Below are 24,380 nucleotides of genomic sequence, written 5' to 3'. Positions count from 1 at the left end.
GTCGGCCGGTCTGTCGCTCAGCCGTAGACGATGCGGCGCAGCTGCCGGAGCGAGAGCTCCGGCGGCGCCACGGCGCGGTGCGGCAGCTCGGCCGCGATCCGCTCGAAGATCTCCGCGTTGACCGCGCCGCCGGACTGGAGCTCACGGTGGCGGCGGCGCACGAATTCCTCGGTGGTCTCGTCGAAGTACGCGAGCACGTCGAGCACCACCCGGGCGGCCTCCCCGCGCTGCAGCGCGGTGCTGCGCACCAGGTGGTCGACGAGATCGTCATGTGACGGGTGGCGGTCGAGCACTCGTAGATATTGACGGGCTACGGCCGGGAACGCAAAGATCCTGCCCGAAATCGGGCAGGATCCATCTGGTCCAGACCAGTGGAAGGCGTAAATCCGGTCACTGAAGGAGGGTAAACGGTTAGAAACGACGCAAAACGGCCTGCTTGGCCGCGGCGAACTCCTCGGCCGTGAGGATGCCGCCCTGGTGCAGCTCGCCGAGCTCGCGCAGCCGGCGCAGCAGCGCGTCGTGGTCCTCGGGGGCCGTCGGCTCGGGAGCCGAGGCCGCGAGCTCCGGCACCGGCGCCGGGGACAGGGACGGGACGGCCTCGGCGGGGGACGCGGCATCCCGGGGATGGGGCATCCGTACCGCCACGGCCGCCGCGACGAGCGCCATCAGCGGGTCCTTCTTGAAGCCGAACAGCTCCACCGTGTACGGGTCGTACTTGGGCGCGGGAGCGGCCGGGGCGCCCGCCAGCGTGAACCGGATCCATCCGTTGTCCAGGCCCTTCGACGGGGACCACTCCACCGTCCGCAGGTCCGCGACGCGGAACTCGCGCGGGCCGCCGGAGCTCTTGGCCTCCTCCGTCGTCCAGTTCCAGTCCAGGGCCACCCGGTCCCCGTCGAAGGCCACGGTCCCGTCACCGGCGGCCACCGAGATCGGCACGGGCGGCCCGGGCAGCAGGTACGCGTCCGCCGGGCCGGCGTCCACCTGGTCGAGCAGCAGCGCGTTGCGCACCTCGTCCACGAAGTACTCCGCCACGCCGGTGCGGTCCGCGTCCACCGTCAGCCGGTACGGATCGGAAGCCTCGGGCAGCCGCCCGCCCGTCACCTGGAGCAGCGGGTCGGCCCCCTCACGCAGCTTCAGCCTCAACCGGCCGCTCCTGCGGCCCGGTTCGTGGCTGATGCCGGCGAGCGCGCGCAGCGGGACGACCACTTCGCCCAGCGTCTGGCGCAGCAGCCCCACCCCCTTGTCGCGGCCGGGCACGATGCGCACCGCGTCGCCGTCGAAGGTCCATGTGCCGTCCTTCTGGATGATTTCCGCCATCCGTCGATTCTCGCACCGCCCCCGGCAGGCCAGTTGGCCTATACCTGCCCTATGAGAGTCCTGCGACGCACGCTCGGCACCCTCCTCGTCCTCGGCGCGGCCGCCTCCTGCGCCGCGTCCCCCGGCGGCGACGCCAGACCCGGCGACGCGCGCCCCGCCCTCCTCGCCCCCTACGCGCAGCTCCTGCCGGCGCCCGCCTCCGCCCGCGCCGGGGGCCCCGGGTACGCCCTGGGCGCGGGCACGGTCATCCGTACCGGCCCGACCGGCGGCGAGGAGGTCCGCCGGGTCGGCGAGCTCCTCGCGCAGCAGCTCAGGGGTCCCAGCGGGCTCCCGCTGCCGGTGGTCGGCGGGGCCGGCGGGGACGGGATCCGGCTGCGCCTCGACGAGGGGGCCGCAGGGACCGGCTCCGAGGGGTACCGGCTGGAATCCGGCCCGGACGGGGTCACGCTGACCGCGGCCACCCCGTCGGGGCTGTTCCACGCGGGGCAGACGCTGCGGCAGCTGCTGCCGCCGGCCGGCCCGGGCACGGTACCCGGAGGCGAGATCACCGACGCGCCCCGTTTCGCGTACCGGGGGGCGATGCTCGACATCGCCCGGCACCACTTCACGGCCGAGCAGGTCAAGCGGTACGTCGACCAGCTCGCCCAGTACAAGGTCAACACGCTGCACCTGCACCTGAGCGACGACCAGGGCTGGCGGATCGCGATCGACTCCTGGCCGCGGCTGGCGGAGTACGGGGGCGGCAGCGAGGTGGGCGGCGGGCCGGGCGGGTACTGGACGAAGGACCAGTACCGGGATCTGGTGGCGTACGCGGGCGAGCGGTACGTGGACGTGGTCCCGGAGATCGACATGCCGGGGCACGTGAACGCGGCCCAGGCCTCGTACGCGGAACTGAACTGCGACGGGAAGGCCCGTGAGCGCTACACCGGCGTCAAGGTCGGCTTCAGCTCGCTGTGCGTCGGAGAGGAGCGGACGTACGAGTTCGTCGACGACGTGCTCGGCGAGCTGGCCGAACTGACGCCGGGCCGCTACCTGCACATCGGCGGCGACGAGGCGCACTCGACTCCGGCGGCGGACTACGCGGCGTTCATGGACCGCGCCCAGGAGATCGTGGGGCGCCACGGCAAGACGGTGGTGGCCTGGCACCAGCTGGCGACGGCCCGTCCGGCGCCCGGGGCGGTGCTCCAGTACTGGGGCCACGACAGGACCGCGGCGACCGAGAAGGCGGCGGTGGCCGCGGCGGCGAAGGCGGGGCATCCGCTGGTCCTCTCGCCCGCGGACCGGCTGTACCTGGACATGAAGTACGACCCGTCCACGAAGCCGGGCCTGGCGTGGGCGGGCTTCGTCCCGGTGCGCAGGGCCTACGACTGGGACCCGGGAACGTACCTGGCCGCCGCCGGGGTCCCGGAATCCGCCGTGCTCGGCGTCGAGGCCCCGCTGTGGACGGAGACCGTCGCGACCCGCACCGACCTGGAGTTCATGGCCTTCCCCCGGGTCCTGGGCCTCGCGGAACTGGGATGGAGCCGGGCTCCCCGCGACTGGACGGAGTACCGCACCCGGCTGGCGGCCCAGGCCCCCAGGCTGGAGGCCCAGGACATCACGTACTACCGGGCCCCGGACGTCCCCTGGCAGTAGGGGAAGCGGGAGGGCCCGGGGCGCGTCCGCGAAGAGGGCCGGTCAGGACTTCGCGGACGCGCCCCGGGCAGCAGGAGCAGGGGCGGGTGCGCTGTCGAGGGACCGTATTCGACAGCGCACCCGCCCCCTTGATCACCGCCGCGCTGCGTACGGCGCGACGGGGTTCTTGAGGGTGCCGACCAGCTGGAGGGCGGCCGCCGGGTCGGCGAGGTCCACCATCTGCTTGTTGTTGCGCAGCTGGAGCCGGTTCAGGCAGGACAGCTGGAACTCCTCGGCGAACAGGTCATAGCGGGCGAAACGTTCTGCCAGGGCCGGCATGGAGTCCTGGTAGGCGTGACCGCAGTCGGCGACGGCCTTCCAGAAGACGTCCTCCTCACAGATGCCCTCGGTGGCCAGGATCGAGCCCAGGAAGCGGAAGAAGCAGTCGAACACGTCCGTGAAGACCGACAGGAGCTTCATGTCCTCCGGGATGTCGGCCTTGATCCGCTCGACCGCCGGCGGCAGGACCGCGTCCGGGTCCATGACAACGATCTCCTCGGCGATGTCCTTGAAGATCGCCCGCTTCACCACGCCGTTCTCGATGACGAGGATCGTGTTCTCGCCGTGCGGCATGTACGCCAGGTCGTACCGGTAGAAGCAGTGCAGCAGCGGGACCAGGTACGCCCGCAGGTAGTGGTGCAGCCACTGCGCCGGGGTCAGTCCCGACTCCTCGATGAGCGCGCCGACGAAGGACCGGCCCTCGGCGTCCACGTGCAGCAGCGAGGCCATGGTCGCCAGGCGCTCGCCCTCCTTCAGCGACTGCACCGGCGACTCGCGCCACAGGGCGGCCAGCATCTTGCGGTAGGGCGAGTAGCGGTCGGTGGCGCGCTCGTACTGGCGGTGGTGGTAGCCGATCGCCGCACGCTCGCGGATGATCGAGAAGTCCACCGACCGCAGGACCTCGTCGCCCTCGATCAGCTGGTGCAGCCAGTCGTTGATCGCCGGGGTGGCCTCCATGTACGCGGCGGACAGCCCGCGCATGAAGCCCATGTTGAGCACCGAGATCGCCGTCTTGACGTAGTGCTTCCCCGGGGCGCTGGTGTTGAAGAACGTACGGATGGACTGCTGCGCGAGGTACGCGTCCGAGCCTTCGCCCAGCAGGACCAGGCGGCGGTTCGCGATCTCGGCCGCGAAGGTGACCGTGGTCTTGTTCCACCACTGCCAGGGGTGGACCGGCAGGAAGTGGTAGTCCGCCGGGTCCAGGGCCAGGGCGGACAGCCTGGCCTCGAACCCCGCGATCGCCTCCTCGCCCAGCTCGGCGCGCATGAACGCGTCGTGGTCCAGGCCCGCGCCGGCAGTGAAGGTGGAGACGTCCTTGCGGGCCGCGACCCACACCAGGTGGACGGGGCTCGCCGTCTCCGGGGCGTACGAGAGGTACTCGTGCACGCCGAAGCCCAGCCGGCCGTTGTTGGCCACGAAGCAGGGGTGCCCCTCGGTCATGCCCGTCTCGATGTCCTGGAACGAGGACTTCGCCAGGACCGCCGCCGGGACCTGCGGCTTCGTGTACTTGAAGCCCGAGCCCGCCAGGGTCGAGGAGATCTCCTCCAGGTAGACCGGCAGGACCTCGGCGCTCAGGCCCAGGGCCTCGCGCATCTCGATGTGGAAGTCGAGGGCGTCCAGGGGCAGCTCGACGCCGTCCTTGAGGCGGGTGACCGAGGCCTCGTCCACCGCCCAGTGGTCCAGGGCGTGGCGGGCGGCCGTGAAGCGGTACTCGACCGAGCCGTCGTCGCTCGACACCGAGTACGCCGCGTCGCCCAGCGGCTTCGGGGTCAGCAGGCGCTCGTGCGAGAACTCGGCCAGGGCCTTGCGGACCAGCGCCCGGTTCGCCCGGGCCCACAGCTCGGGGGAGAGGTGCGAGATCGCGTCGGTGAGGCTCATATCGACCCTCCCGTCAGGCCGGTGGCGGCCTCGAACCGCGCACGGGTGCAGAAGCTCAGCAGGGCCGTCTTCTCGGGCTTGTGCACCGGGCCGTCGGCGACGAAGCCGACGGCCTCGTTCAGGGCGTGCACCGCCGTGTTCTCCACGTCCGGCTCCACCACCACCCGCGCGGTCTGCGGGTCGGCGAACAGCGCGGCCATCACCGTGGTGATCACGGCGCGGGTGAACCCGTGCAGGGGCCGTTCGGTCGGCGCGACGAGGAAGTGCATGCCGACATCGCCGGGCTGCGCCTCGTACAGGCCGACCAGCTCCAGCCTGCTCGGGTCGTACTTCTCCATCAGGAAGGCCGGGCGGCCCTCGTGGAGGCCGATGAAGGCGTCGTGGTGCTCGGCCGCGGCGATCCTCATGTACTCGCGCTCGACGTCCGGCAGCGAGGCGTCCTGCATCATCCAGAAGGAGGCCTTGGGGTGCGTGACCCAGCCGTGGAGCAGCTCCGCGTCGGCGAAGGGGTCCAGCGGGCGGATCGCGAAGGTGCCGAGGACGGCGTCGCTGCGCGTGTAGAGGGTTTCGGTGGTGGTGCTCATGCGTGCATGCCTTCCGGGGCCGCGAACTGCTGGAACGCGATGGACTTCTCGACCTTGTAGTACTCGCGGCCGAGGAGCTCGCCGACGATGTACGCGTTGCGGTACGCGGCCATGCCCAGGTCGGGCGAGGTGATGGAGTGGTTGTGCACCGTGCCGTTCTGGAGGAACACCCCGCGGCCGGTGACGTCGATGCTGTAGTTGCGGGCCGCGTCGGGGCGGCCGTGGCCGTCGAAGACGAGGCGGTCGCGCACCGGGTTCAGGAACTCCGGCAGCGTGTACTTGTACCCCGTCGCGAGGACCAGGCCCTCGGTGGAGAGCGAGAAGTCCCGCTCCTGCTCCTCCTGGCGCAGCCCCAGGGTGTAGACGCCCGTGGTGGTGTCGTACGCGGCCGAGTTCAGTGAGGTGTTGGTCAGCAGGGTGGTGGGGACCGGGCCCGGTGAGCTGACCTTCTTCTGGTACAGCAGGTCGAAGATGGCGTTGATGAGCTCGCCGTCGATGCCCTTGAAGAGGTTCTTCTGCTGGGTCTCCAGCCGGTAGCGGGTCTCCTCGGGGAGGGCGTGGAAGTAGTCCACGTACTCCGGGGAGGTCATCTCCAGCGTCAGCTTCGTGTACTCCAGCGGGAAGAACCGCGGGGAGCGGGTGACCCAGTTGAGCTGGTAGCCGTGGACGTCGATCTCGGACAGCAGGTCGTAGTAGATCTCCGCGGCGCTCTGGCCGGAGCCGATGAGCGTGATCGACTTCTTCTGCCGGAGCTCCGCCCTGTTCTGCACGTACGCGGAGTTGTGCGTGAAGTCGCCGCCCAGTCCGGCGCAGGCCTGCGGGACGAACGGCGGGGTGCCGGTGCCCAGGACCAGCCGGCGGGCCAGGTGGGTCTCGCCGCGGTCGGTGTGGACCTCGTACAGCCCGGCTCGCTCGTCGTACGTGACCTCCGTAACCGAGGTGGAGTACTGCACGTTGTCGAGGCGGTCGGCGGCCCAGCGGCAGTAGTCGTTGTACTCCGTCCGCAGCGGGTAGAAGTTCTCCCGGATGTAGAAGGAGTACAGCCGGTCCCTGTCCTTCAGGTAGTTCAGGAAGGAGAAGGGCGAGGTCGGGTCGGCCAGGGTGACCAGGTCCGACATGAACGGCGTCTGCAGGTGCGCGCCGTCCAGGAACATCCCGGCGTGCCACTCGAAGTGCGGCTTCGTCTCGATGAAGAGGCCGTCCAGCTCGCCGATCGGTGCGGTCAGGCAGGCGAGTCCCAGGTTGAAGGGACCGAGGCCGATACCGATGAAGTCGAAGGGGCGGCGGGGCTCACGAGGCGTGGACAAGGGATTCTCCCAGGTACTGCTCGGCGTGGGACGCGAGGAGGTCGAGGACGGCCGCGATGTCGGCCGTCGTGGTCTGCGGGTTGAGGAGCGTGAACTTCAGGTAGTGGTCGCCGTCCACCCTGGTGCCGGCGACGACGGCCTCGCCGGAGGCGAACAGCGCCTTGCGGGCGTGCAGGTTGGCCTCGTCGACGAGGTCCTTGCGGACCTCGCCCCCGGGCACGTACCGGAAGACCAGGGTGGAGATCTGCGGGCGGACGACGACCTCGAAGCGCGGATCGGCCTCGATGATCTCCCAGCCGGCGGCGGCCAGGTCGATGACCTCGTCGAAGAGCGAGCCGAGGCCGTCGGCGCCCATGGTGCGCAGGGTCATCCAGAGCTTGAGCGCGTCGAAGCGGCGGGTGGTCTGGATGGACTTGTCGACCTGGTTCGGGATCCGCTCCTGCGCCATGCGGCGGGGGTTGAGGTAGTCCGCGTGGTACGTGGCGTGCTTGAGGGTGTCGCGGTCGCGCACCAGCATGGCGCTGGAACTGACCGGCTGGAAGAACGACTTGTGGTAGTCGACGGTGACGGAGTCGGCGTGCTCGATGCCGTCGAGGAGGTGCCGGCGGGTCGGGGAGACCAGCAGTCCGCAGCCGTAGGCGGCGTCCACGTGCATCCAGGCGGAGTGCTCGGCGGCCAGGCGGGAGATCTCGGGGAGCGGGTCGATGGACCCGAAGTCGGTGGTACCGGCGGTGGCGACGACGGCCATCGGGAACAGGCCCTCGCGGATGCAGCTCTCCAGCTCCAGGGCGAGCACGGAGGTGTCCATGCGGCGGTTGCGGTCGACCGGGACGGCGATGACGGCCTCGTAGCCGAGCCCGAGCATGGCGGCCGACTTCTTGACGCTGAAGTGGCTTGCCTCGGAGGTGAAGATGCGCAGCCGGGGCAGGACCTCGGACTTGGCGAGCGGGCGGTCGCCGCTCTGCATGACCTTGCGGCAGGCCTCGTCGCGAGCCAGCAGCAGCGCGTGGAAGTTGGACTGGCTGCCGCCGGAGGTGAAGACGCCGTCCGCGTCCGGGCCGAGGCCGATGCGCCGGGCGGTCCAGTCGATCAGGCGGCGCTCGATGAGCGTGCCGCCGATGGACTGGTCCCAGGTGTCCAGGGAGGAGTTGACGGCCGACAGGACGGCCTCGCCGAGGACGGCGGGAATGACGACCGGGCAGTTGAGGTGGCCCAGGTAGCGCGGGTGGTGGAAGTACACCGCGTCGCGCAGGTAGACGTCTTCCAGTTCGTCGAGGACGGCGGCCGGGTCATCGAGCGGCCGGTCCAGGTCGATCCCGTTGATGAGCGGGGCGAGTTCGTCGACGGAAATCCCCGTGTGGGGGCGCTGCGTGGTCGCGAGTTTGGCCGCCACGCGCTCGACGCCTTCGGTGACGGAACGCCGGTAGAGGTCTGCGGTCGTCTCGTTCAGCAGATGCGAGCGCATCAACGTTCCTCCGGGCAGGTGGGGAAGAGGGGCGGGGAAGAGCCTTAGGTTAGCCTAACCTAACCTACGCACCAAATGGCGATGGGCCCCGGCCAAAAGCCGGGGCCCATCGCTGAAAACCGTTGTGGAAAAGGGGAGTTGACTACAGCTCGGACGTGGAGTCCTCGCTGGCGGCCTGGCCCGCGTACGCCTCGGCGAGGAGTTCCTCCTCGCTCGCGCCCAGGCGCCAGTAGCCGGTGAACCGCACGGCGCGCCGGTCGACGGCACGTTCCTGCACGAGGTGCCGGCGGACCGCCCGCACCGTGCCGGCCTCGCCCGCGAGCCAGGCGTACGGAGCCTCGGCGACCGGCGGTCCGGCCGCCCGGAGCACCTCCAGCACGCGCTCGACGCGCTCCTTGCCCGTGCCGCCCTCCCGCACGATCCAGGTGATGTCCGCGTCGGCGGGGGTCGGCAGGACGAGCCGGTCGTCGGGGTGCGGGACCTCGAACCAGGCCGCGACCGGGGTGCCGGCGGGGAGCCGGTCCAGGATCGCGGCGGCGGCCGGGAGCGCCGTCTCGTCCGCGTACATCAGCAGTGCGTCGGTGGCGGCCGGCGGCTGGAACCGTACGGACTTGTTCTCCGCGACGGCCGGGCCGATCGCCATGATCCGGCGCCCGGTCACGGCCCGCCCGGCCCAGCGGGACGCGGGCGACGCATCCCCGTGCAGGACGAAGTCGATGTCGACCTCGTCCACGCCCCCGGGCGTACGGCGTTGCTCGCGCACGGTGTACGAGCGCATCACCGGCCGGTCGGCGTCGGGCACGGCGCGCCAGGCGCCGAACCAGGTGTCCTCGTCGGTGGACGGGAGCACGGTGTGCTCCTCGTGCTCGGGCGGCAGGAAGAGCGAGAGGCTCTGGTCGTAGCCGCCCGAGCGGAAGCCCGCGAGGGACTCTCCGCCGAACGTGACCCGCAGGAACGAGTGGCCGATCCGACGGGTGCGGAGCACTTCGAGCTCGAAGAACCGGAAGTGGGCTGCGGCCGGGGCGGCGTCGGACGCGGCGTCGGAGGCGGTGGCGTCGGATGCGGTGGCGGTCATGCGGAGGTCCCCCTGGGAGTGGAAGCGGCGCCTGGTCCGGGCGTCGAGGGTCAGCTGACCTTCTTGGCGTTCTGGATCGCCTTCGCGAGGTCCTCCAGGACCTTGGCGCACTTGTCGTACGAGTAGATGGGCTCGGTCACGCGCGGGGCGACCTGGCCGGCCTTGACGGCGGGCATCTCGGCCCAGGTCGGCTTGGCCTTGAGCTCCTCCGGCTGCAGCGTGCCGGTGCGGTTGTCGAGCAGGACCAGGTCGGCCTTGTACTTGCCGGCGTTCTCCCAGCTCAGGCTCTCGAAGAAGTTGCCTTCGCCCAGCTTGTCCGGGGTGACGAACTCGACGCCCAGGGACTTGAAGTACTTCAGGTCGGCCGAGGTGTCGGGGGAGGAGGCGTAGAACAGGTCGGCGGAGCCGGAGCCGACGAGGACCTTGATGCCCGGGTTGGCCTTGGTGGCCTCGCGGACCTTGGCGGCGGCGGCGTCGAAGCGGGCCTTGCCGTCGGCGGCGGACTTGGCGTTCATGTCGGCGCCGAGGGACTTGGCGAGGTCCGCGGTGCGTTCCAGGGCCTTGTCCATGGAGACGTCGCCGCCGACGCCGACGGCGGCGGCCGGGGCCAGCTTCAGGATCTTGTCCTTGGAGGCCTCGGGCACGTACCAGTAGGTGCCGTCCCAGGTGTTGGTGACGAGCAGGTCGGGCTGGAGGGCCGCGTACTTCTCGACGTTGAACTCGTCGTAGACGTTGCCGAGGATCTCGACCTTGGAGATGTCCATCGAGCCGGCCTGGACATCGGCCTTGCCGTCGGCGGTCCTGGTCGGCCCGAAGACCCCCTTGACCTGGATGCCGTAGTCGTACAGCGCGGCGGCGGTCCCGGTGAACGCGACGATGTTCTTCGGCTTCGCCTTGAGGCTGATGTCCTTGCCGAGGTCGTCCTTGAAGGTCCAGGGGCCGGACGCGGCGGCGCCCTTGTCCTTGTCGCCCGCCCCGTCCTTCGCGTCGGATCCGCCGCACGCGGTGAGGGCCGCGACGAGGCCGAGGGCGCCACCGGCCGCGATGAGACCTCGGCGGGAGAGGTAGGGGGTACGGGACTTGGGCATGTCTCTGTCCGCTTTCATGCGTTGCCGGGCGGCCACTGGGCCGTTCTCAGGGAAGGTTAGCCTAACCTTGTCTGAAGTTGGTAAGGCGGGCCTAAGTTTGCTTGGGCTCCTTCTCCCCCGCGCCTCCCCGGCGCGTACGCGGGACCTTCCCGCCGAACCGGGGGCGCCCGGCTCCATCCGTTGGCATCATGGCCCTGCCAGGAGGTCCCGACGGGGTGGGGTGGCGGCGCTGTGGCCGGTACGGACGAGCACGGGCGTGAGCTGCGACAGGGCGAACTCGCGGAACAGGTCGCCCTGCTGGCCGACCGCGCCGGGGCGGACTCGGCCGCCTCGCTGATCCGCCGCACCGCCCGCCGAGCGGAATCCCCGCGAGCCCGGATATGCGTGATCGGCGGCAGCAACGTCGGCAAGTCCCGCCTCGTGAACGAGCTGATCGGCGCGGTGTGCGTGCCGGTGTCCGTACACCCGACGGACGGCCCGCCCGTGGTGGTGCGCCCGTACGCCGCGGAGCCGGGAGGGCCGGAGGAGCGGGGGGAGCCGGAGGAGCCGGGGGAGTCCGGGGAGTACTTAGGGGCCGCCGGGGCCCCGGGGGCCGACGGTTCCTCAGCGCCCGCCGCACCCGCGGGATCCGGCCGGTCCGCCGGCCCGGGGTCCGGCCTCCGTACCGTACGCGTTGAGGTCCCCTCCGGCGCCTGGGCGGCCCGTACCGGCGTGGAGCTCGTCGACACCCCCGGCTGGGAGGGCTGGTCCGGAATCCGGCAGCCCGACACCGCCGCCCTCGCCCGGATCGTCGGCGACTGCGACGTGGTGGTCGTCGTCACCGAGGCGCGCCGCGCGATGCTCGCCACCGAACAGGCCCGGATCAAGGCGCTCGCCGCCGCCCCGCACAGCCCTCCACTCGCCGTCGTCGTCACCAAGCTCGCCGAGGTCGACGACGAAGCGGCGGACATCATGCGCCGCGTCAACCACCTCGTCTCGGTCCTGGCCCCCGAGGCGCTGGTACTGCCCGGACCGGTCCCCGCGCCCGGACCGGTCCCCGCGCCCGGCGCGGCCCCCGGGGCCGGGGAGCCCGACGGCGTCGACCCGCTCCGCGCGGTCCTGGGCCACCTGGCCGGGATCCGCCTGCGCCGAGCGCTGCGGACCATCCGCAGACTGCACCTCCTCGCCGCCACCTGCGCCCTCGTGGAGGAGGCCGCCGGGCGGGCGCTCGCGGACGTGCACCGGCCCGACCCGGTCCGGACGCGGGCCGCCCAGATCTGGCACACGGCCCACGAGAGCGCCCGCTTCCACTGGATCGTGCTCAGCGCCGACGCGGGGGAGTGGCGCGCCACCCTCGTCCAGACGATCGCCGCCGAGGCGCGCAGGCGGCGGGCCGCCGCGGCCCGCGAACTCGCCGCCCGCTTCTCCGCGATGCTGGACACACCGGAGGAGCAGCACTTCATACGCCTCCACGCGGTCCCGTACACCGCCGAGGCACTCCAGCACTTCGAGGCGTGGATCACCGGGGCCGTCGACCGGGCGCTCGAAGGGGACATCCGCCGGCTGCGGGAGGCCCTGCTCCGCAACCGGCCCGGCGAGGAACTCTTCCAGGGGCTGGCCGCCCCCGGCGCCGGGCGGGTCGTACCGGCCGCGGCCCTGCCCCGAGTCGCCGAGGAGGCCGCCGCCGCGGAGTCGCGCAGCGCGACCGGCTGGGACGCCTCCTGGCTGCCGGAGTTCGTCGGCACCGCCATCGAGAGCGTGCTGACGCCGATGTCCGCCGAGGCCGTGGGGCAGATCGCGGGCGCGGCCGGTACGGCGCTCGTGACGGAGGCGCTCGAACACGGCCAGGCGGAGCGCCGCGAACGCGCCATCGACGACCTGGAACGCATCGTCCAGGCGGCGTTCGCGGAGCAGGTGGCACGGACCGAGGCGCGCATCGGCCAGGTGTACGACCACCTGCTGGACCAGGCGCGGGACCGCGACGAGCAGTGGTGGCGGCTGCACACGACGGCCGTCGCCGCCCGGCCGGAGTCCCTGGACCACTGGCGTTCACTGCAGAGCACGGCGCGCACGCTGAGCCGCTCCGTGCACGCCCACCTCTCACCCCTGGAAGGGGCCTGATGGCACACGAGAACCGGCGGCCGGCCGGACAGGAGTCACCGGCCGCGCAGTTCCGCGGCTGGAGCGAGAACATCGGCACGTTGCGCTCGTACTACCAGCGCCTCCAGCAGGTGGCCGGCGAGGCCGCGGTCGTCATAGCCCCGCCGGGCACCCCGGGCGGGCCACTGGACCTCGGCATCAACGGGGCGGTCTTCGAGCGCGAGACCTTCCGGATCATGGTGATCGGCGAGTTCAGCAGCGGCAAGAGCACCCTGATCAACGCCCTGCTGGGCAAGCGGCTGCTGCCCACCAAGGCCAATCCGGCCACCGCCTTCACCACCGTCCTGCGCTGGGGTGAGACCGAGCGGGCCTGGCTGTACCGGGACGGGGACCGGCGGGGCGCCGAGACGGCCGTCACGACGGAGGAGTTCAAGCGGGAGGTCGCCCTCCAGATCGATGCGAAGGGCGCACCCCGGACCCCGTCCTTCGCGCTGGCCGTCGTCGAGCAGCCGCTGGAGCTGCTGCGCAGGTCAGTCGAGATCGTGGACTCGGCCGGGATCAACGAGAGTTCCGACCGTGAGCTGGTCACCCTGCGGTACCTGGAGGAGGTGGACGCCGTCGTGTTCGTCACCGACGCCGGACGGCCGTTCACCCTCCACGAGACCGAGAACTACCTCACCCGGGTCCGGAAGCTGGGACACCGCGACATCTTCTTCGTCGTGAACCAGTTCGACCGGATCGAGGAGGAGGAACGGGCGGAGGTGATGAGCCGCTGCCGCAACGCGGTCGCCGAGCTCGCCGGGGAATCCGGTACGGCCGCCGCCAACGTCTTCTTCGTCAGCGCCCTGCAGGCCCTGCGGTCCCGGATCGACGGGGACGAGGCGCAGCTGGCGGCCTCGGGGATCGGAGCGCTGGAGTCCGCGCTGGAGGTCTTCTGCATGCGCGACGCGGCCCGGGTGAAGTTCGTCCGGCTCGCCGAGTTCCTGCGCCACAACGCCGTCAACCTGCGCGTGCGCCTGCACGACGAGGGCGCGATCCTGATGAAGTCGACGGCGGAGCTGCGCGAGCTCCTCGACCGCAGCCAGTCCACCCAGGACCAGCTGCGCGCCAGCGCCGACGCGATCCGCGACATCGTCAGCGGCAAGATCCAGGGCATCGAGAACGAACTCCAGCTGAGGTTCGCCGCGTTCCTGACCGAGGTCAGCCGCGAGATCGGCGAGTGGCACCTCACGAGCGGCCCGGGACGCCTGAGCCGGGCCATCCGGTCCTTCACCAAGGGCGGCCGCGTCGCCGCCCAGCACGAGCTGATGGACGCGTACACGGTCCGGCTCCAGGAACACATGCAGGTGTTCTGCGCGCAGGAGCTCGACCAGGTCATCGAGCAGCGGCAGGCCGATCTGGTGCGCCAGCTGGAACCGCTGATCCGGGCGCACGCGAACCTCCTCGACAAGCTGCGCGCGGAACTCACCGGCTCACAGTCGGAGCGGGACCAGAACTACCTGATCTACACGCTGGCCATCGCGGCGGGCAAGGGCAACGGACGCGACGGGCCCCGCCGCCGCGACGACGTGCCGCTGATGTTCCGCCCCAGCTCCCTCATGGCGCTCGGCGCGGGCGGCGGCGCGGTGGTCGCCGGCGGGACGACCGCGGCCGCGGCGGCCGGTCTGATCAGCCTGGGCCTGGCCGTTCCGCCGGTCGGCGTGGCAGTGGCCATCGGCGCCGCGATCGGGCCGCTGCTGGCCTCGGGGGCGGTCTTCTTCGCCGACGGCAAGCTGCAGACGCGCGCGGCCGAGGAGTTCGCGGCCCACGTGAAGGACTCGGCGGCCCAGACCGCCCGCCAGTACGCGGGCAGCCGCTCGGCCGACCTGCGCGAGATGTGGGGCGGAATCAGCGGAACGCTCCACCTCCAGCTCCAGGACCTCATCGGCATCGTCCAGCGCAACATCGAGGAGTCCCGGCAGGACGAGCAGGACAAGACGGGCATGCGGGACCAGCTCTACGCGTTCGAGCAGCGGATCACCGACGTCGAGCAGCACATCGCGCACTTCCTGCAGCCGTTCGTCTCCGACGCGGAGCGGGAACAGGCGTAGCCGGGACGCGGACGACCGCCGGCCCCCTCCTGGGCCCGGCGGTCGTCCACGTCCGGCTGCACGCCGGGCCCGCTACCCGGCGAAGCCCAGCTCACGGGCGATGAGCATGCGCTGCACCTCGCTGGTGCCCTCGCCGATCTCCAGGATCTTGGAATCCCGCCACATGCGGGCCACGGGGTACTCGTTCATGAACCCGTAGCCGCCGTGGATCTGCGTGGCGTCCCGGGCGTTGTCCACGGCGACCGTGGAGGAGTACAGCTTCGCGATCGCCGCCTCCTTCTTGAACGGCTCCCCGGCCACCAGGCGGGAGGCCGCGTCGCGCCAGCCGACCCGCGCCATGTGCGCGCGCATCTCCATGTCCGCCAGCTTGAACTGGATGGCCTGGTTGTCGCCGATGGGCCGGCCGAAGGCCTTGCGCTCCTTCGCGTACTTCACCGACTCGTCCACGCAGCCCTGGGCCAGGCCCGTCGCGAGCGCCGAGATCGCGATGCGGCCCTCGTCGAGGATGCGCAGGAACTGGGCGTAGCCGCGGCCCTCCTGGCCGACGAGGTTGGCCAGGGGCACCCGTACGTTGTCGAAGGCCAGCTCACGGGTGTCCGAGGAGTTCCAGCCGACCTTGGAGTACGGCGCGGCCACCGTGAAGCCCGGCGTGCCGGACGGGACGATGATCGAGGAGATCTCCGGGCGGCCGTCGGCCTTGCGGCCCGTGACGGCCGTGACGGTGACCAGACCGGTGATGTCCGTGCCGGAGTTGGTGATGAAGCACTTCGAACCGTTGATCACCCACTCGTCGCCGTCCTTGACGGCGGTGGTGCGGGTGCCGCCCGCGTCGGAACCGCCGTCCGGCTCGGTCAGGCCGAACGCGCCGAGCACCTCACCGGCGCACATCTTCGGCAGCCACTGCTGCCTCTGCTCCTCGGTGCCGAACAGGTACAGCGGCATGGCGCCGAGCGAGACGCCCGCCTCCAGCGTGATCGCGACCGAGGAGTCGACGCGGGCCAGCTCCTCCAGGGCGATGCCGAGGGCGAGGTAGTCGCCGCCCATGCCGCCGTACTCCTCCGGGAAGGGCAGGCCGAACAGGCCCATGCGGCCCATCTCGCGGACGATCTCGTACGGGAACTCGTGCCGCTCGTACAGATCGCCGATCTTGGGGGCGATCACGTCGTGCGCGAACGCCTCGACGGTACGGCGGAGTTCCTCGTGCTCGGGGGTGAGCCGGTGGTCGAGGGCCATGATCTTCTTCACTCCTTGTGGGAGAGGGCGCGGACGGTACGGGAGGGGCTGGGGCGTCCCAGCTGTTCGGCCATCCACACGCTCGTGGCGGTGAGGGCGGCCAGGTCGACGCCGGTCTCGATGCCGAGACCGTCGAGCATCCACACCAGGTCCTCGGTGGCGAGGTTGCCGGTGGCGCTCTTCGCGTACGGGCATCCGCCGAGGCCGCCCGCGGAGGCGTCGACGGTGGTCACCCCGTGCTGGAGGGCGGCGAGGGTGTTGGACAGGGCCTGGCCGTAGGTGTCGTGGAAGTGCACGCCGATCCGGTCGGTCGGCACGCCCTCCTCGTTGAGCTCGCCGAGGAGGGCCCGGACATGGCCCGGGGTGGCGACGCCGATGGTGTCGCCGAGGCTCAGCTCGTCGCAGCCGAGGTCGAGCAGGGCCTTGGCCACGCGGACGACCTGGTGGACCGGGACCGCGCCTTCCCAGGGGTCGCCGAAGCACATGGACAGGTAGCCGCGGACGTGCGCCCCGCCCTCCTTCGCCCGGGCCACGACGGGCTCGAACATCGCGAGGGACTCGGCGACGGTCCGGTTGAGGTTGCGCGAGGCGAAGGTCTCGGTCGCCGAGCCGAACACGGCGATGCGGGTGGCCCCCAGCGCGAGCGCGCGGTCGAGGCCGCGCTCGTTGGGGACGAGCACCGGCAGGTGCGCCTCCACGTCGGCGAGCTGCGGGAGGAGCTGCTCGGCGTCGGCGAGCTGCGGGACCCACTTGGGGTGCACGAAGCTGGTGGCCTCGATGGTGGTGAGCCCGGCGGCGGCGAGCCGATGGATGAACTCGGCCTTCACCCCGGTCGGTACGGCCGTCTTCTCGTTCTGCAGCCCGTCGCGCGCCCCGACCTCGTGGATGCGGACGCGGGGCGGCAGCCCGGGGGCCGGGACGCTCATGGGCAGCCCGTTCACGCGGCCGCCTCCTCTTCCTCGTCGGGGGTGACGACGGCCAGGACCTGGTCCATGGCGACGGTCGTACCGGGGGAGACGTCGAGCTCGGTGACGGTGCCGGCGTGCGGGGCGGCGATGACGTGCTCCATCTTCATCGCCTCGACGACGAGCAGGCTCTGGCCGGCCACCACCTGGTCCCCGACGGCCACCTTGACGACGGTGACGGTGCCGGGCATGGGGGCGGCGAGGGTGTCGGCTCCCGCGTGGCCGCGACCGCTGAGGGCCGCCTCGACGGGGTCGTGCCGCTGCACGTGCCAGCTGTCCGCGTCGCGGCCCAGCCAGGTCCCCTCCGCGGAGGCGGCGTGGCTGAACCGGTGGGTGACGCCGTCCAGTTCGACGGTGACCTCGTCCGGGGTGCGGCTGACGACCCGCCCGCGGGCCGGAGCGCCGGGGCCCTCGGCCACGAGGAGCTCCGTGGCGGGACCGGTTCCGGTGCCCGGCCCGGCGGGACGGGTGCGGACCTGGACCGGGTCCCGGCCCGGGAGGCGGAAGTGGTGCACCGTCCAGGCCGGGGTGCCGCCGAGGCGCCAGCCGTCGGCGGCCGAGAACGGGTCCACCCAGCCCGGGTTCCCCGAGCCCCCGGCCGGCCGGGAGGGAGCGGCGGCGGGGAGCGCCAGCAGGGCCGCCGCCGCGTACACCTCCGGCGGCACGCCGTCCGGGAGCAGGCCGGACAGGTCCCGCTCCACCAGTCCCGTGTCCAGGTTCCCGGACACCACGTCCGGGTGCGCCAACAGCCTGCGCAGGAAGCCGGCGTTGGTCTGGACACCCAGGATCACGGTGTCGGCGAGGGCGGCCCGCAGCATGCGCAGGGCCGTCGCCCGGTCGGGGCCGTGGACGATGACCTTCGACAGCATCGGGTCGTACGTGGAACCCGTGTCCACCCCGGCCAGCAGCCCCGAGTCCGTGCGCACCGCACCGCCGGACGGCTCGGACAGCGCCAGCACCGTGCCGCCGGACGGCAGGAACCCGCGCGCCGGGTCCTCGGCGCACACGCGGGCCTCGATGGCGTGGCCGGTCAGGGTGACGTCGTCCTGGCCGAAGCCCAGTTCCGCGCCCGCGGCCACCCGCAGCTGCTGTTCGACCAGGTCCAGGCCCGTGATCAGCTCCGTCACCGGGTGCTCGACCTGGAGGCGGGTGTTCATCTCCATGAAGTAGTACGAGGACGGGTCCCCGCCCGGGACGATGAACTCCACCGTGCCCGCGCCGACGTAACCGCAGGAGCGCGCCGCCTCCACGGCCGCCGCGCCCATCGCCGCCCGGATCTGCGGGGTCAGCAGGACCGACGGGGCCTCCTCGATGACCTTCTGGTGGCGCCGCTGGAGGGAGCACTCGCGCTCGCCCAGGTGCACCACGTTCCCGTGTGCGTCCGCGAGCACCTGGATCTCGATGTGCCGGGGCCGGTCCACCCACCGTTCCACGAGCAGCGTGTCGTCGCCGAAGGAGGACCGGGCCTCGCGGCGCGCCGCCGCGATCTCCTCGCCCAGCAGCGCGGCGTCCCGGACCAGGCGCATGCCCTTGCCGCCGCCGCCCGCCGAGGGCTTGAGCAGCACCGGCATGCCGATCTCCGCTGCGGCCGCGGCCAGTTCGGCGTCCGACAGGCCGCTGCCCGAGGAACCGGGTACGACCGGGACCCCGGCCGCCTTCACGGTCTCCTTGGCCCGGATCTTGTCGCCCATCAGGGAGATCGCAGCGGCCGGCGGCCCGATGAAGGCGAGGCCGGCTTCCGCGCAGGCGGCCGCGAAGGCGGCGTTCTCGGCGAGGAAGCCGTAGCCCGGGTGGACGGCCTCGGCGCCGGTGCGGCGGGCCGCGTCGAGCAGCTTCTCCACCGACAGGTAGCTCTCGGCGGCGGCGGCCGGGCCGATCCGGACGGCCGTATCGGCCTCCCGCACGTGACGGGCGTCCGCGTCCGCGTCGCTGAAGACGGCCACCGAGCGGATGCCGAGCTCCCTCAGGGTGCGGATGACGCGCACCGCGATCTCGCCCCGGTTCGCGACCAGAACAGTGCTGAACATCGAAGAAGTCCTCACGTCACACGTCACATTCGGAAGATGCCGAAGCCCGCGTCGCCCAGCGGGGCGTTCGCGCACGCGGTCAGGGCCAGTCCCAGCACCTGCCGGGTCTCCATCGGGTCGATGACCCCGTCGTCCCACAGCCGCGCGGTGGCGTAGTAGGCGTTGCCCTGTTCCTCGTACTGCGCGCGGACCGGGGCCTTGAAGGCCTCCTCGTCCTCGGCGGGCCACTCCTGGCCGGCGCCCTCGATCTGGTCGCGCTTGACGGTGGCGAGCACGGACGCCGCCTGTTCGCCGCCCATCACGGAGATCTTGGCGTTGGGCCACATCCACAGGAAGCGGGGCGAGTAAGCCCGGCCGCACATCGAGTAGTTGCCCGCGCCGTACGAGCCGCCGACGACCACGGTCAGCTTCGGGACGCGGGTGCAGGCCACGGCCGTGACCATCTTGGCGCCGTGCTTGGCGATGCCGCCGGCCTCGTAGTCGCGGCCGACCATGAAGCCCGAGATGTTCTGGAGGAAGAGGAGCGGGATCCCGCGCTGGTCGCACAGTTCGATGAAGTGCGCGCCCTTCTGGGCGGATTCGGAGAACAGGATGCCGTTGTTGGCGACGATGCCGACCGGGTGGCCGTGGATCCGGGCGAAGCCCGTGACCAGCGTCTGCCCGTACTCCGCCTTGAACTCCTGGAAGCGGGAGCCGTCCGTGATCCGCGCAATGATCTCGCGGGCGTCGTACGGGGTGCGCGAGTCGACCGGCACCGCGCCGTACAGCCCGTACGGGTCCACCTTCGGCTCCTCGGGAGCCTCGACCGGCCAGGGCAGGGGCCCGCGTTCCGGCAGGGTCGCCACGATGTTCCGTACGATCCGCAGCGCGTGCGCGTCGTCCTCCGCGAGGTGGTCGGTGACGCCGGAGGTCCGGGAGTGGACCTCGCCGCCGCCGAGCTCCTCGGCCGTGACCACCTCGCCGGTGGCGGCCTTCACCAGCGGCGGGCCGCCCAGGAAGATCGTGCCCTGGCCGCGGACGATGACGGCCTCGTCGCTCATCGCCGGGACGTACGCGCCGCCCGCCGTGCAGGAGCCGAGGACGGCGGCGATCTGCGGGATGCCCGCGCCGGACATGCGGGCCTGGTTGTAGAAGATGCGGCCGAAGTGCTCCCGGTCGGGGAAGACCTCGTCCTGCATCGGCAGGAAGGCGCCGCCCGAGTCGACCAGGTAGAGGCAGGGGAGACGGTTCTCCAGGGCCACCTCCTGCGCGCGCAGGTGCTTCTTGACGGTCATCGGGTAGTACGTGCCGCCCTTGACGGTGGCGTCGTTCGCGACGATCACGCACTCGCGGCCGCTGACCCGGCCGATGCCCGCGATGACCCCGGCGGCCGGGGCCGCGCCCCCGTACATGTCCTCGGCGGCCAGCGGGGCCAGCTCCAGGAAGGGCGATCCGGGGTCCAGGAGGGTGTCCACGCGGTCGCGGGGGAGCAGCTTCCCGCGGGCGGTGTGGCGGGCGCGGGCCTTCTCGCCGCCGCCGAGCCGGGCCGCGTCGAGCCGGGCCCGCAGCCCCTCGGCGAGCTCGCGGTGGGCGGCCTCGTTGGTCCGCCAGGCCTCGGACGCCGGGTCCGCGGCGCTCGTCAGCACTGGTGCCTGCTGCATCGGTCGAGCTCCCTTGCTCGGTGCACGCTGTTAATGAGCGTTAACGCATGTACCGCCTAGGTTAACGAGCGCTAACGGCCCTGTCTAGAATGGATTCCCATGAGCACCAGAGCGGCCGCCCCGACCCGTCGCGAGCAGATCCTCAGTGAGGCCGCCCGCCTCTTCGCCGAGCGCGGGTTCCACGGCGTCGGCGTGGACGAGATAGGGGCTGCGGTGGGCATCAGCGGGCCCGGACTGTACCGCCACTTCGCGGGCAAGGACGCGATGCTCGCCGAGCTGCTGGTCGGGATCAGCGAGCGCCTGCTGACCGGCGGCCGCCACCGGGTTGCCGAGGCCGCGGGCGACCCGGACCGCGTGCTGGCCTCCCTCATCGACGGCCACATCGACTTCGCCCTCGACGACCGGGCGCTGATCACCCTGCACGACAGGGAGCTGGACCGGCTGCGGGAGGCCGACCGCAAGCTGGTGCGCCAGCTCCAGCGGCAGTACGTCGAGCTGTGGGTGGAGGTCGTGCGCGAACTGCACCCGGAGGTCGCCGAGGCCGAGGTGCGCGTCTCCGTCCACGCCGTGTTCGGTCTGCTCAACTCCACGCCGCACCTGGCGGCGCTCGGCCGGGCGGCGACGGAATCGCTGCTGCGGCGGCTGGCGCACGGGGCGTTCGGGGCGCTGTCGGGGTGAGGCGACACGTCCGCTGGTCGGAATGGAACCGGCGACGGGGGTTCGGCGGCGGCAGAATGGGCCGTATGCCGAAGCCGATAGAGACGCCCGTACCGAACCGCGCCGAACTCATCGACCACCTGGTCCGCACCCGGATCTCCGGTCAGGTCGCCACGCCGCGCGAGAACAACCTGTCGCACTACCGCAAGCTCGCCAATGGCGACCGGCACTACTGGCTGGGCCTGGAGCTGGGCGACCGCTGGACGGACGAGCAGGACGTGCTCGCCGTGATGGCGGAGCGGGTCGGCGTCGTCGACGACGCCGCGCACCGCTTCGGCCAGGACACCATCGACCCGGAGCTGACCGTCTCCGGCCTGGACCGGATGGCGGCCCGGCTGCGCAAGGCGGCCCTGGACCGGCAGAGCGTGCTGTTCGCCACGGGACACCCGGGCGGGTTGCTGGACGTCCACCGGGCGACGGCGGCGGCGTTGCGCGCGGCGGGCTGCGAGATCGTGGTGATCCCGCCGGACCTGGTCGCGGACGAGGGCTCGGTCTGGCAGTTCGCCGACGTCGCCGTGCTGGAACGGGGCGCCACGCTGTGGCACACCCACTCCCCGGAGCCGATGGCCGCGATCCTGGACGGCCTGGCGGCGGCGAACCGCCCCCAGCCGGACCTGGTCGTCGCCGACCACGGCTGGGCGGGGTGTGCGGCGCAGCGCGGGCTGGACGCGGTGGGGTACGCGGACTGCAACGACCCCGCGCTGTTCCTCGGTGAGGCGGAGGGCACCCTCCAGGTGGCGGTCCCGCTGGACGACCACGTGCGCGACCCGCGTTTCTACGACCCGATGGTGGCCTACCTGCTGTCGTCGGCCGGCCTGTTGTAGCCCGACCGGCGGGGCCTCACCTGGCCCCGCCGGCGTTCCGGCGGACCGGCCGGCCCGCCGACTAGCCCAGCCAGGAGCCCATCTCGGTCTGGACCGCGGAGCCGTCGAGGTCGGCGAGCTTCATGCCGACGAAGGTGCGGGCCCAGTCGGAGGTCTGGATCCGGAACGGCATCTTCTCGGCGGTCAGCGCCTCGACGACCGGCGCCGCCGCCTGCTCCGGGGTCTGCGCGGTGTCGCTGCCGAAGGACTGCAGGGCGTGGTTGATGTAGCCCTGGAGCTGCGGGGCGTACGGACCGGCCTGGGCGAGCAGGGCCGGGATGTCGAGCCCGACGTTGTTCACGAACTCGCTGGAGACGGCGCCCGGTTCGACGACGCAGACCTGGACGCCCGCGGCCGAAGCGACCGGCGCGAGGGACTCCATGAAGCCCTCGGCGGCGAACTTGGCCGCGCAGTAGGACTCGTTGAACGGCTGGCCGACGACGCCGCCGACGCTCGTCACGGTGATGACCCGGCCGCCCGACGCGCGCAGGTGGGGAAGTGCGGCGCGGGTGAGCTCGACGACGCCGAAGAAGTTGACCTCCATCACGGACCGCACCTGCTCCATGCCGTGCTGCTCGACGGTGCCGACGAAGCCGGCCCCGGCGTTGTTCACGACGGCGTCGAGGTGCCCGTGCTCGGCGACGACCTCGGCCACGCAGGCGGCCACGGAGTCCGCGTCGGTCACGTCCAGCCGCTTGACCTGGACGAGGTCGGTGACGCCGGCCTCGGCGGCGGCCTTGACCAGGGCGTCGGAGCGGGTGGTGTCGCGCATGGTGGCGACGGCGTGCCAGCCGGCCCGTGCGGCGGCGACCGCGGCGGCCAGGCCGATGCCGGAGGAGGTGCCGGTGATGAGGACGGTCTTGGCGGTGGTCTTGGTGGTCATGGAAGGCTCCCTCGATTTGTGCGTGCACACACACATTAACGATGTGTGCACGTGCACGCAACCCGGTATCCTTTCCCCATGGCGCACGCGAATCTCAACTTGGACGGCCTCACCCCCCGCGACCACGCTTTCTACGGTCTGGTCTGGGCCGGAACCACCCTGACCGCCCGGGTCGACCAGGCGCTCACGCGCCGGCATGACCTGCCGCTGTCGTGGTTCGAGGTGATGCTGTGGCTGAGCGTGCAGCAGGAGCCGGTCGCCCCGTCCGAGCTGGGCACGAGGACCCTGCTCAGCCGTAGCCAGGTCTCCCGCGTCGCCGATTCGCTCCGGGCCCGCGGCCTGGTCGAACGGGTCCCCTCCCCGACGGACGCCCGGTCCGTGGGCATCGCCCTCACCGCCGCCGGCCGCCGCGCCTTCGCGGAGGCCGACGCCACCCGCCGGGAAGCCCTCGCCGAGGCCTTCGACGACCGCCTCGACGACGAGGACATAGCCGCGCTGGAAGCGGTCTGGGCCAAGCTCAAGGCGAAGCCCGAAGCCTGAGGCGCGAGGCCCGAAGCCTGAGGCGCGTCACCGGCCCTTCCGCCAAAGGGCGTTGTCAGTGGCCGGGGCTAGCGTCGAAGGCGTGACGAAACCGCCGAAGAAGCAGAACGCGCTGTCCCTGCTGGCCGGGGACCCGCAAGGCCGTGCGCTGGGGCTTGACCTGCCGCGCGGCACGATCGTCGACGGACCCGCCGGGCGGCGGACCCCGCTGCGCGCCGGAGCGCGGCGGGAGCCGCTGCTGTGGGTCTCCGACGAGCCGGTCGGCGTCGGCGCGCTGGCCGCCTGCCGCGCCCGTCCCGCCCTGGCCGACGCGGGCCTGCAGGCGGTGCTCCTCCAGGACCGGCGCGGCCTGGAGCACTGGTGGACCCGCGACGAGCTGCGCCCCGGTTCGATGTCCGACCCCGACGACCACCACGTCGAGCCGGTGCTGCGCGAGTTCTGGGCCGGGGTGGTTCCCGATCCCGAGGAGGGCGAGGGGCCCGACGGCGCGGGGCTCATAGCCCCCTTCGGCCGCGACTGGCCCGGCTTGGCGGAGCAGCGGGTGGCGCTGGAGGATCCGGAGGAGGCCGCCCTCGCCCTCGCCGACGACCTGATCCGGGACGGCGTCCTGCCGGGCCCGCGGCTCGCGCTGATCCCCGCCGGCCGGGGGGCCGACGTGCCCACCGCGATGGGCTGGCAGGGAGCGGCGAACCACGAGGAGGACACGGCTCTGCTCACCACCGTCGTGCGCTCGTGGGAGGAGCGGTTCGGCGCCCGGGTCGTGGCGCTCGGCTTCGACGAGCTCCACCTGTCGGTGGCCGCCCCGCCCCCGACGGCGGTCGCGGCCCTGCCGGTGGCCGCCGAGCACTTCGCCTTCTGCCCCGACAACGTCTGGCAGGGCTCCGGCAGCATCCGCGCCTACGCCGACGAGGCGGTGACCGGCGTCGCCCACTGGGGGTTCTGGTGGGACTGACCG

Annotated in this window: 20 protein-coding genes; 7 read left to right on the top strand and 13 right to left on the bottom strand. The window is 72.1% G+C overall.

The annotated features are described in order from the left end of the window. Positions 1-17 precede the first annotated feature (17 nt). Positions 18-293: a hypothetical protein gene (locus tag ACIPK4_RS03190; protein WP_054220779.1), complete on the bottom strand. Its 276-nt coding sequence runs from the start codon at positions 291-293 to the stop codon at positions 18-20. 118 nt (positions 294-411) lie between these two features. Continuing rightward, positions 412-1,317, bottom strand: coding sequence for a DUF4429 domain-containing protein (locus tag ACIPK4_RS03185; protein ID WP_402308924.1), 906 nt, complete (start codon positions 1,315-1,317; stop codon positions 412-414). A gap of 51 nt (positions 1,318-1,368) precedes the next feature. On the opposite strand from ACIPK4_RS03185, the gene ACIPK4_RS03180 reads away from it, so the two are divergent. Beyond that, the gene (locus ACIPK4_RS03180; protein WP_402308922.1) at positions 1,369-2,952 is read left to right on the top strand and encodes a beta-N-acetylhexosaminidase; all 1,584 of its coding nucleotides are present in this window, start codon (positions 1,369-1,371) and stop codon (positions 2,950-2,952) included. A 132-nt stretch (positions 2,953-3,084) separates the two neighbouring features. On the opposite strand, the gene ACIPK4_RS03175 is transcribed toward ACIPK4_RS03180, so the two are convergent. The 6 genes from ACIPK4_RS03175 to ACIPK4_RS03150 all read right to left on the bottom strand — a co-directional run bounded on the left by ACIPK4_RS03175 (position 3,085) and on the right by ACIPK4_RS03150 (position 10,388). After that, on the bottom strand, positions 3,085-4,869 hold the full coding sequence (locus tag ACIPK4_RS03175) for an IucA/IucC family protein (RefSeq protein WP_402308920.1): 1,785 nt from the start codon (positions 4,867-4,869) through the stop codon (positions 3,085-3,087). Continuing rightward, entirely contained in the window at positions 4,866-5,453 is a 588-nt protein-coding gene (locus ACIPK4_RS03170; RefSeq protein ID WP_402308918.1) for a GNAT family N-acetyltransferase, read from the bottom strand. Before ACIPK4_RS03170 ends, ACIPK4_RS03175 begins: the two co-directional genes overlap by 4 nt. Continuing rightward, positions 5,450-6,760, bottom strand: coding sequence for a lysine N(6)-hydroxylase/L-ornithine N(5)-oxygenase family protein (locus tag ACIPK4_RS03165; RefSeq protein WP_402308916.1), 1,311 nt, complete (start codon positions 6,758-6,760; stop codon positions 5,450-5,452). Before ACIPK4_RS03165 ends, ACIPK4_RS03170 begins: the two co-directional genes overlap by 4 nt. Beyond that, positions 6,744-8,225 carry a pyridoxal phosphate-dependent decarboxylase family protein gene (locus ACIPK4_RS03160; RefSeq protein WP_402308914.1) on the bottom strand — a complete coding sequence of 494 codons (1,482 nt, stop codon included), beginning with the start codon at positions 8,223-8,225 and terminating at the stop codon, positions 6,744-6,746. Before ACIPK4_RS03160 ends, ACIPK4_RS03165 begins: the two co-directional genes overlap by 17 nt. 142 nt (positions 8,226-8,367) lie before the next feature. Beyond that, positions 8,368-9,300 carry a siderophore-interacting protein gene (locus tag ACIPK4_RS03155; protein ID WP_402308912.1) on the bottom strand — a complete coding sequence of 311 codons (933 nt, stop codon included), beginning with the start codon at positions 9,298-9,300 and terminating at the stop codon, positions 8,368-8,370. 50 nt (positions 9,301-9,350) lie between these two features. After that, positions 9,351-10,388 carry an ABC transporter substrate-binding protein gene (locus tag ACIPK4_RS03150; protein ID WP_376205004.1) on the bottom strand — a complete coding sequence of 346 codons (1,038 nt, stop codon included), beginning with the start codon at positions 10,386-10,388 and terminating at the stop codon, positions 9,351-9,353. 231 nt (positions 10,389-10,619) lie between these two features. On the opposite strand from ACIPK4_RS03150, the gene ACIPK4_RS03145 reads away from it, so the two are divergent. Together ACIPK4_RS03145 and ACIPK4_RS03140 are read left to right on the top strand one after the other, a co-directional pair. Then, a complete protein-coding gene (locus ACIPK4_RS03145) occupies positions 10,620-12,488 on the top strand; it encodes a dynamin family protein (protein WP_402308910.1) in 1,869 nt (622 codons plus the stop codon). After that, the gene (locus tag ACIPK4_RS03140) at positions 12,488-14,557 is read left to right on the top strand and encodes a dynamin family protein (RefSeq protein WP_402308908.1); all 2,070 of its coding nucleotides are present in this window, start codon (positions 12,488-12,490) and stop codon (positions 14,555-14,557) included. Before ACIPK4_RS03145 ends, ACIPK4_RS03140 begins: the two co-directional genes overlap by 1 nt. 72 nt (positions 14,558-14,629) lie before the next feature. Here the strand turns inward: ACIPK4_RS03140 and ACIPK4_RS03135 are convergent, their stop codons facing one another. From ACIPK4_RS03135 to ACIPK4_RS03120, 4 genes are read right to left on the bottom strand one after another with little or no spacing between them, the layout of a single operon-like run. Next, the gene (locus ACIPK4_RS03135; protein ID WP_402308906.1) at positions 14,630-15,790 is read right to left on the bottom strand and encodes an acyl-CoA dehydrogenase family protein; all 1,161 of its coding nucleotides are present in this window, start codon (positions 15,788-15,790) and stop codon (positions 14,630-14,632) included. A gap of 8 nt (positions 15,791-15,798) precedes the next feature. Continuing rightward, a complete protein-coding gene (locus ACIPK4_RS03130) occupies positions 15,799-16,716 on the bottom strand; it encodes a hydroxymethylglutaryl-CoA lyase (RefSeq protein ID WP_402309074.1) in 918 nt (305 codons plus the stop codon). A gap of 11 nt (positions 16,717-16,727) precedes the next feature. Beyond that, positions 16,728-18,782, bottom strand: a complete 2,055-nt coding sequence (locus ACIPK4_RS03125) for a biotin carboxylase N-terminal domain-containing protein (protein WP_402308904.1) — start codon at positions 18,780-18,782, stop codon at positions 16,728-16,730. A gap of 23 nt (positions 18,783-18,805) precedes the next feature. Then, complete coding sequence (locus ACIPK4_RS03120; protein ID WP_402308902.1) at positions 18,806-20,422, bottom strand: carboxyl transferase domain-containing protein; 1,617 nt, start codon at positions 20,420-20,422, stop codon at positions 18,806-18,808. A 99-nt stretch (positions 20,423-20,521) separates the two neighbouring features. Between ACIPK4_RS03120 and ACIPK4_RS03115 the strand changes: the two genes are divergently transcribed. Together ACIPK4_RS03115 and ACIPK4_RS03110 are read left to right on the top strand one after the other, a co-directional pair. Next, a complete protein-coding gene (locus ACIPK4_RS03115; RefSeq protein WP_402308900.1) occupies positions 20,522-21,100 on the top strand; it encodes a TetR/AcrR family transcriptional regulator in 579 nt (192 codons plus the stop codon). 56 nt (positions 21,101-21,156) lie between these two features. Next, positions 21,157-21,963, top strand: a complete 807-nt coding sequence (locus tag ACIPK4_RS03110; RefSeq protein WP_402308898.1) for a phosphatase — start codon at positions 21,157-21,159, stop codon at positions 21,961-21,963. Between the two features lie 61 nt (positions 21,964-22,024). On the opposite strand, the gene ACIPK4_RS03105 is transcribed toward ACIPK4_RS03110, so the two are convergent. Beyond that, positions 22,025-22,885, bottom strand: coding sequence for an SDR family NAD(P)-dependent oxidoreductase (locus tag ACIPK4_RS03105; protein WP_402308895.1), 861 nt, complete (start codon positions 22,883-22,885; stop codon positions 22,025-22,027). Between the two features lie 78 nt (positions 22,886-22,963). On the opposite strand from ACIPK4_RS03105, the gene ACIPK4_RS03100 reads away from it, so the two are divergent. Together ACIPK4_RS03100 and ACIPK4_RS03095 are read left to right on the top strand one after the other, a co-directional pair. Beyond that, positions 22,964-23,425, top strand: a complete 462-nt coding sequence (locus ACIPK4_RS03100) for a MarR family winged helix-turn-helix transcriptional regulator (RefSeq protein WP_054220795.1) — start codon at positions 22,964-22,966, stop codon at positions 23,423-23,425. Between the two features lie 82 nt (positions 23,426-23,507). Continuing rightward, entirely contained in the window at positions 23,508-24,377 is an 870-nt protein-coding gene (locus ACIPK4_RS03095; protein WP_402308892.1) for a DUF4253 domain-containing protein, read from the top strand. Positions 24,378-24,380: the final 3 nt, after the last annotated feature.

This window comes from Streptomyces sp. NPDC086989 (assembly GCF_044745505.1).
Classification (GTDB): Bacteria; Actinomycetota; Actinomycetes; order Streptomycetales; family Streptomycetaceae; genus Streptomyces.
The sequence above is the reverse complement of the archived record's forward strand: the minus strand, read 5'-3'. Positions and strand labels throughout refer to the sequence as shown.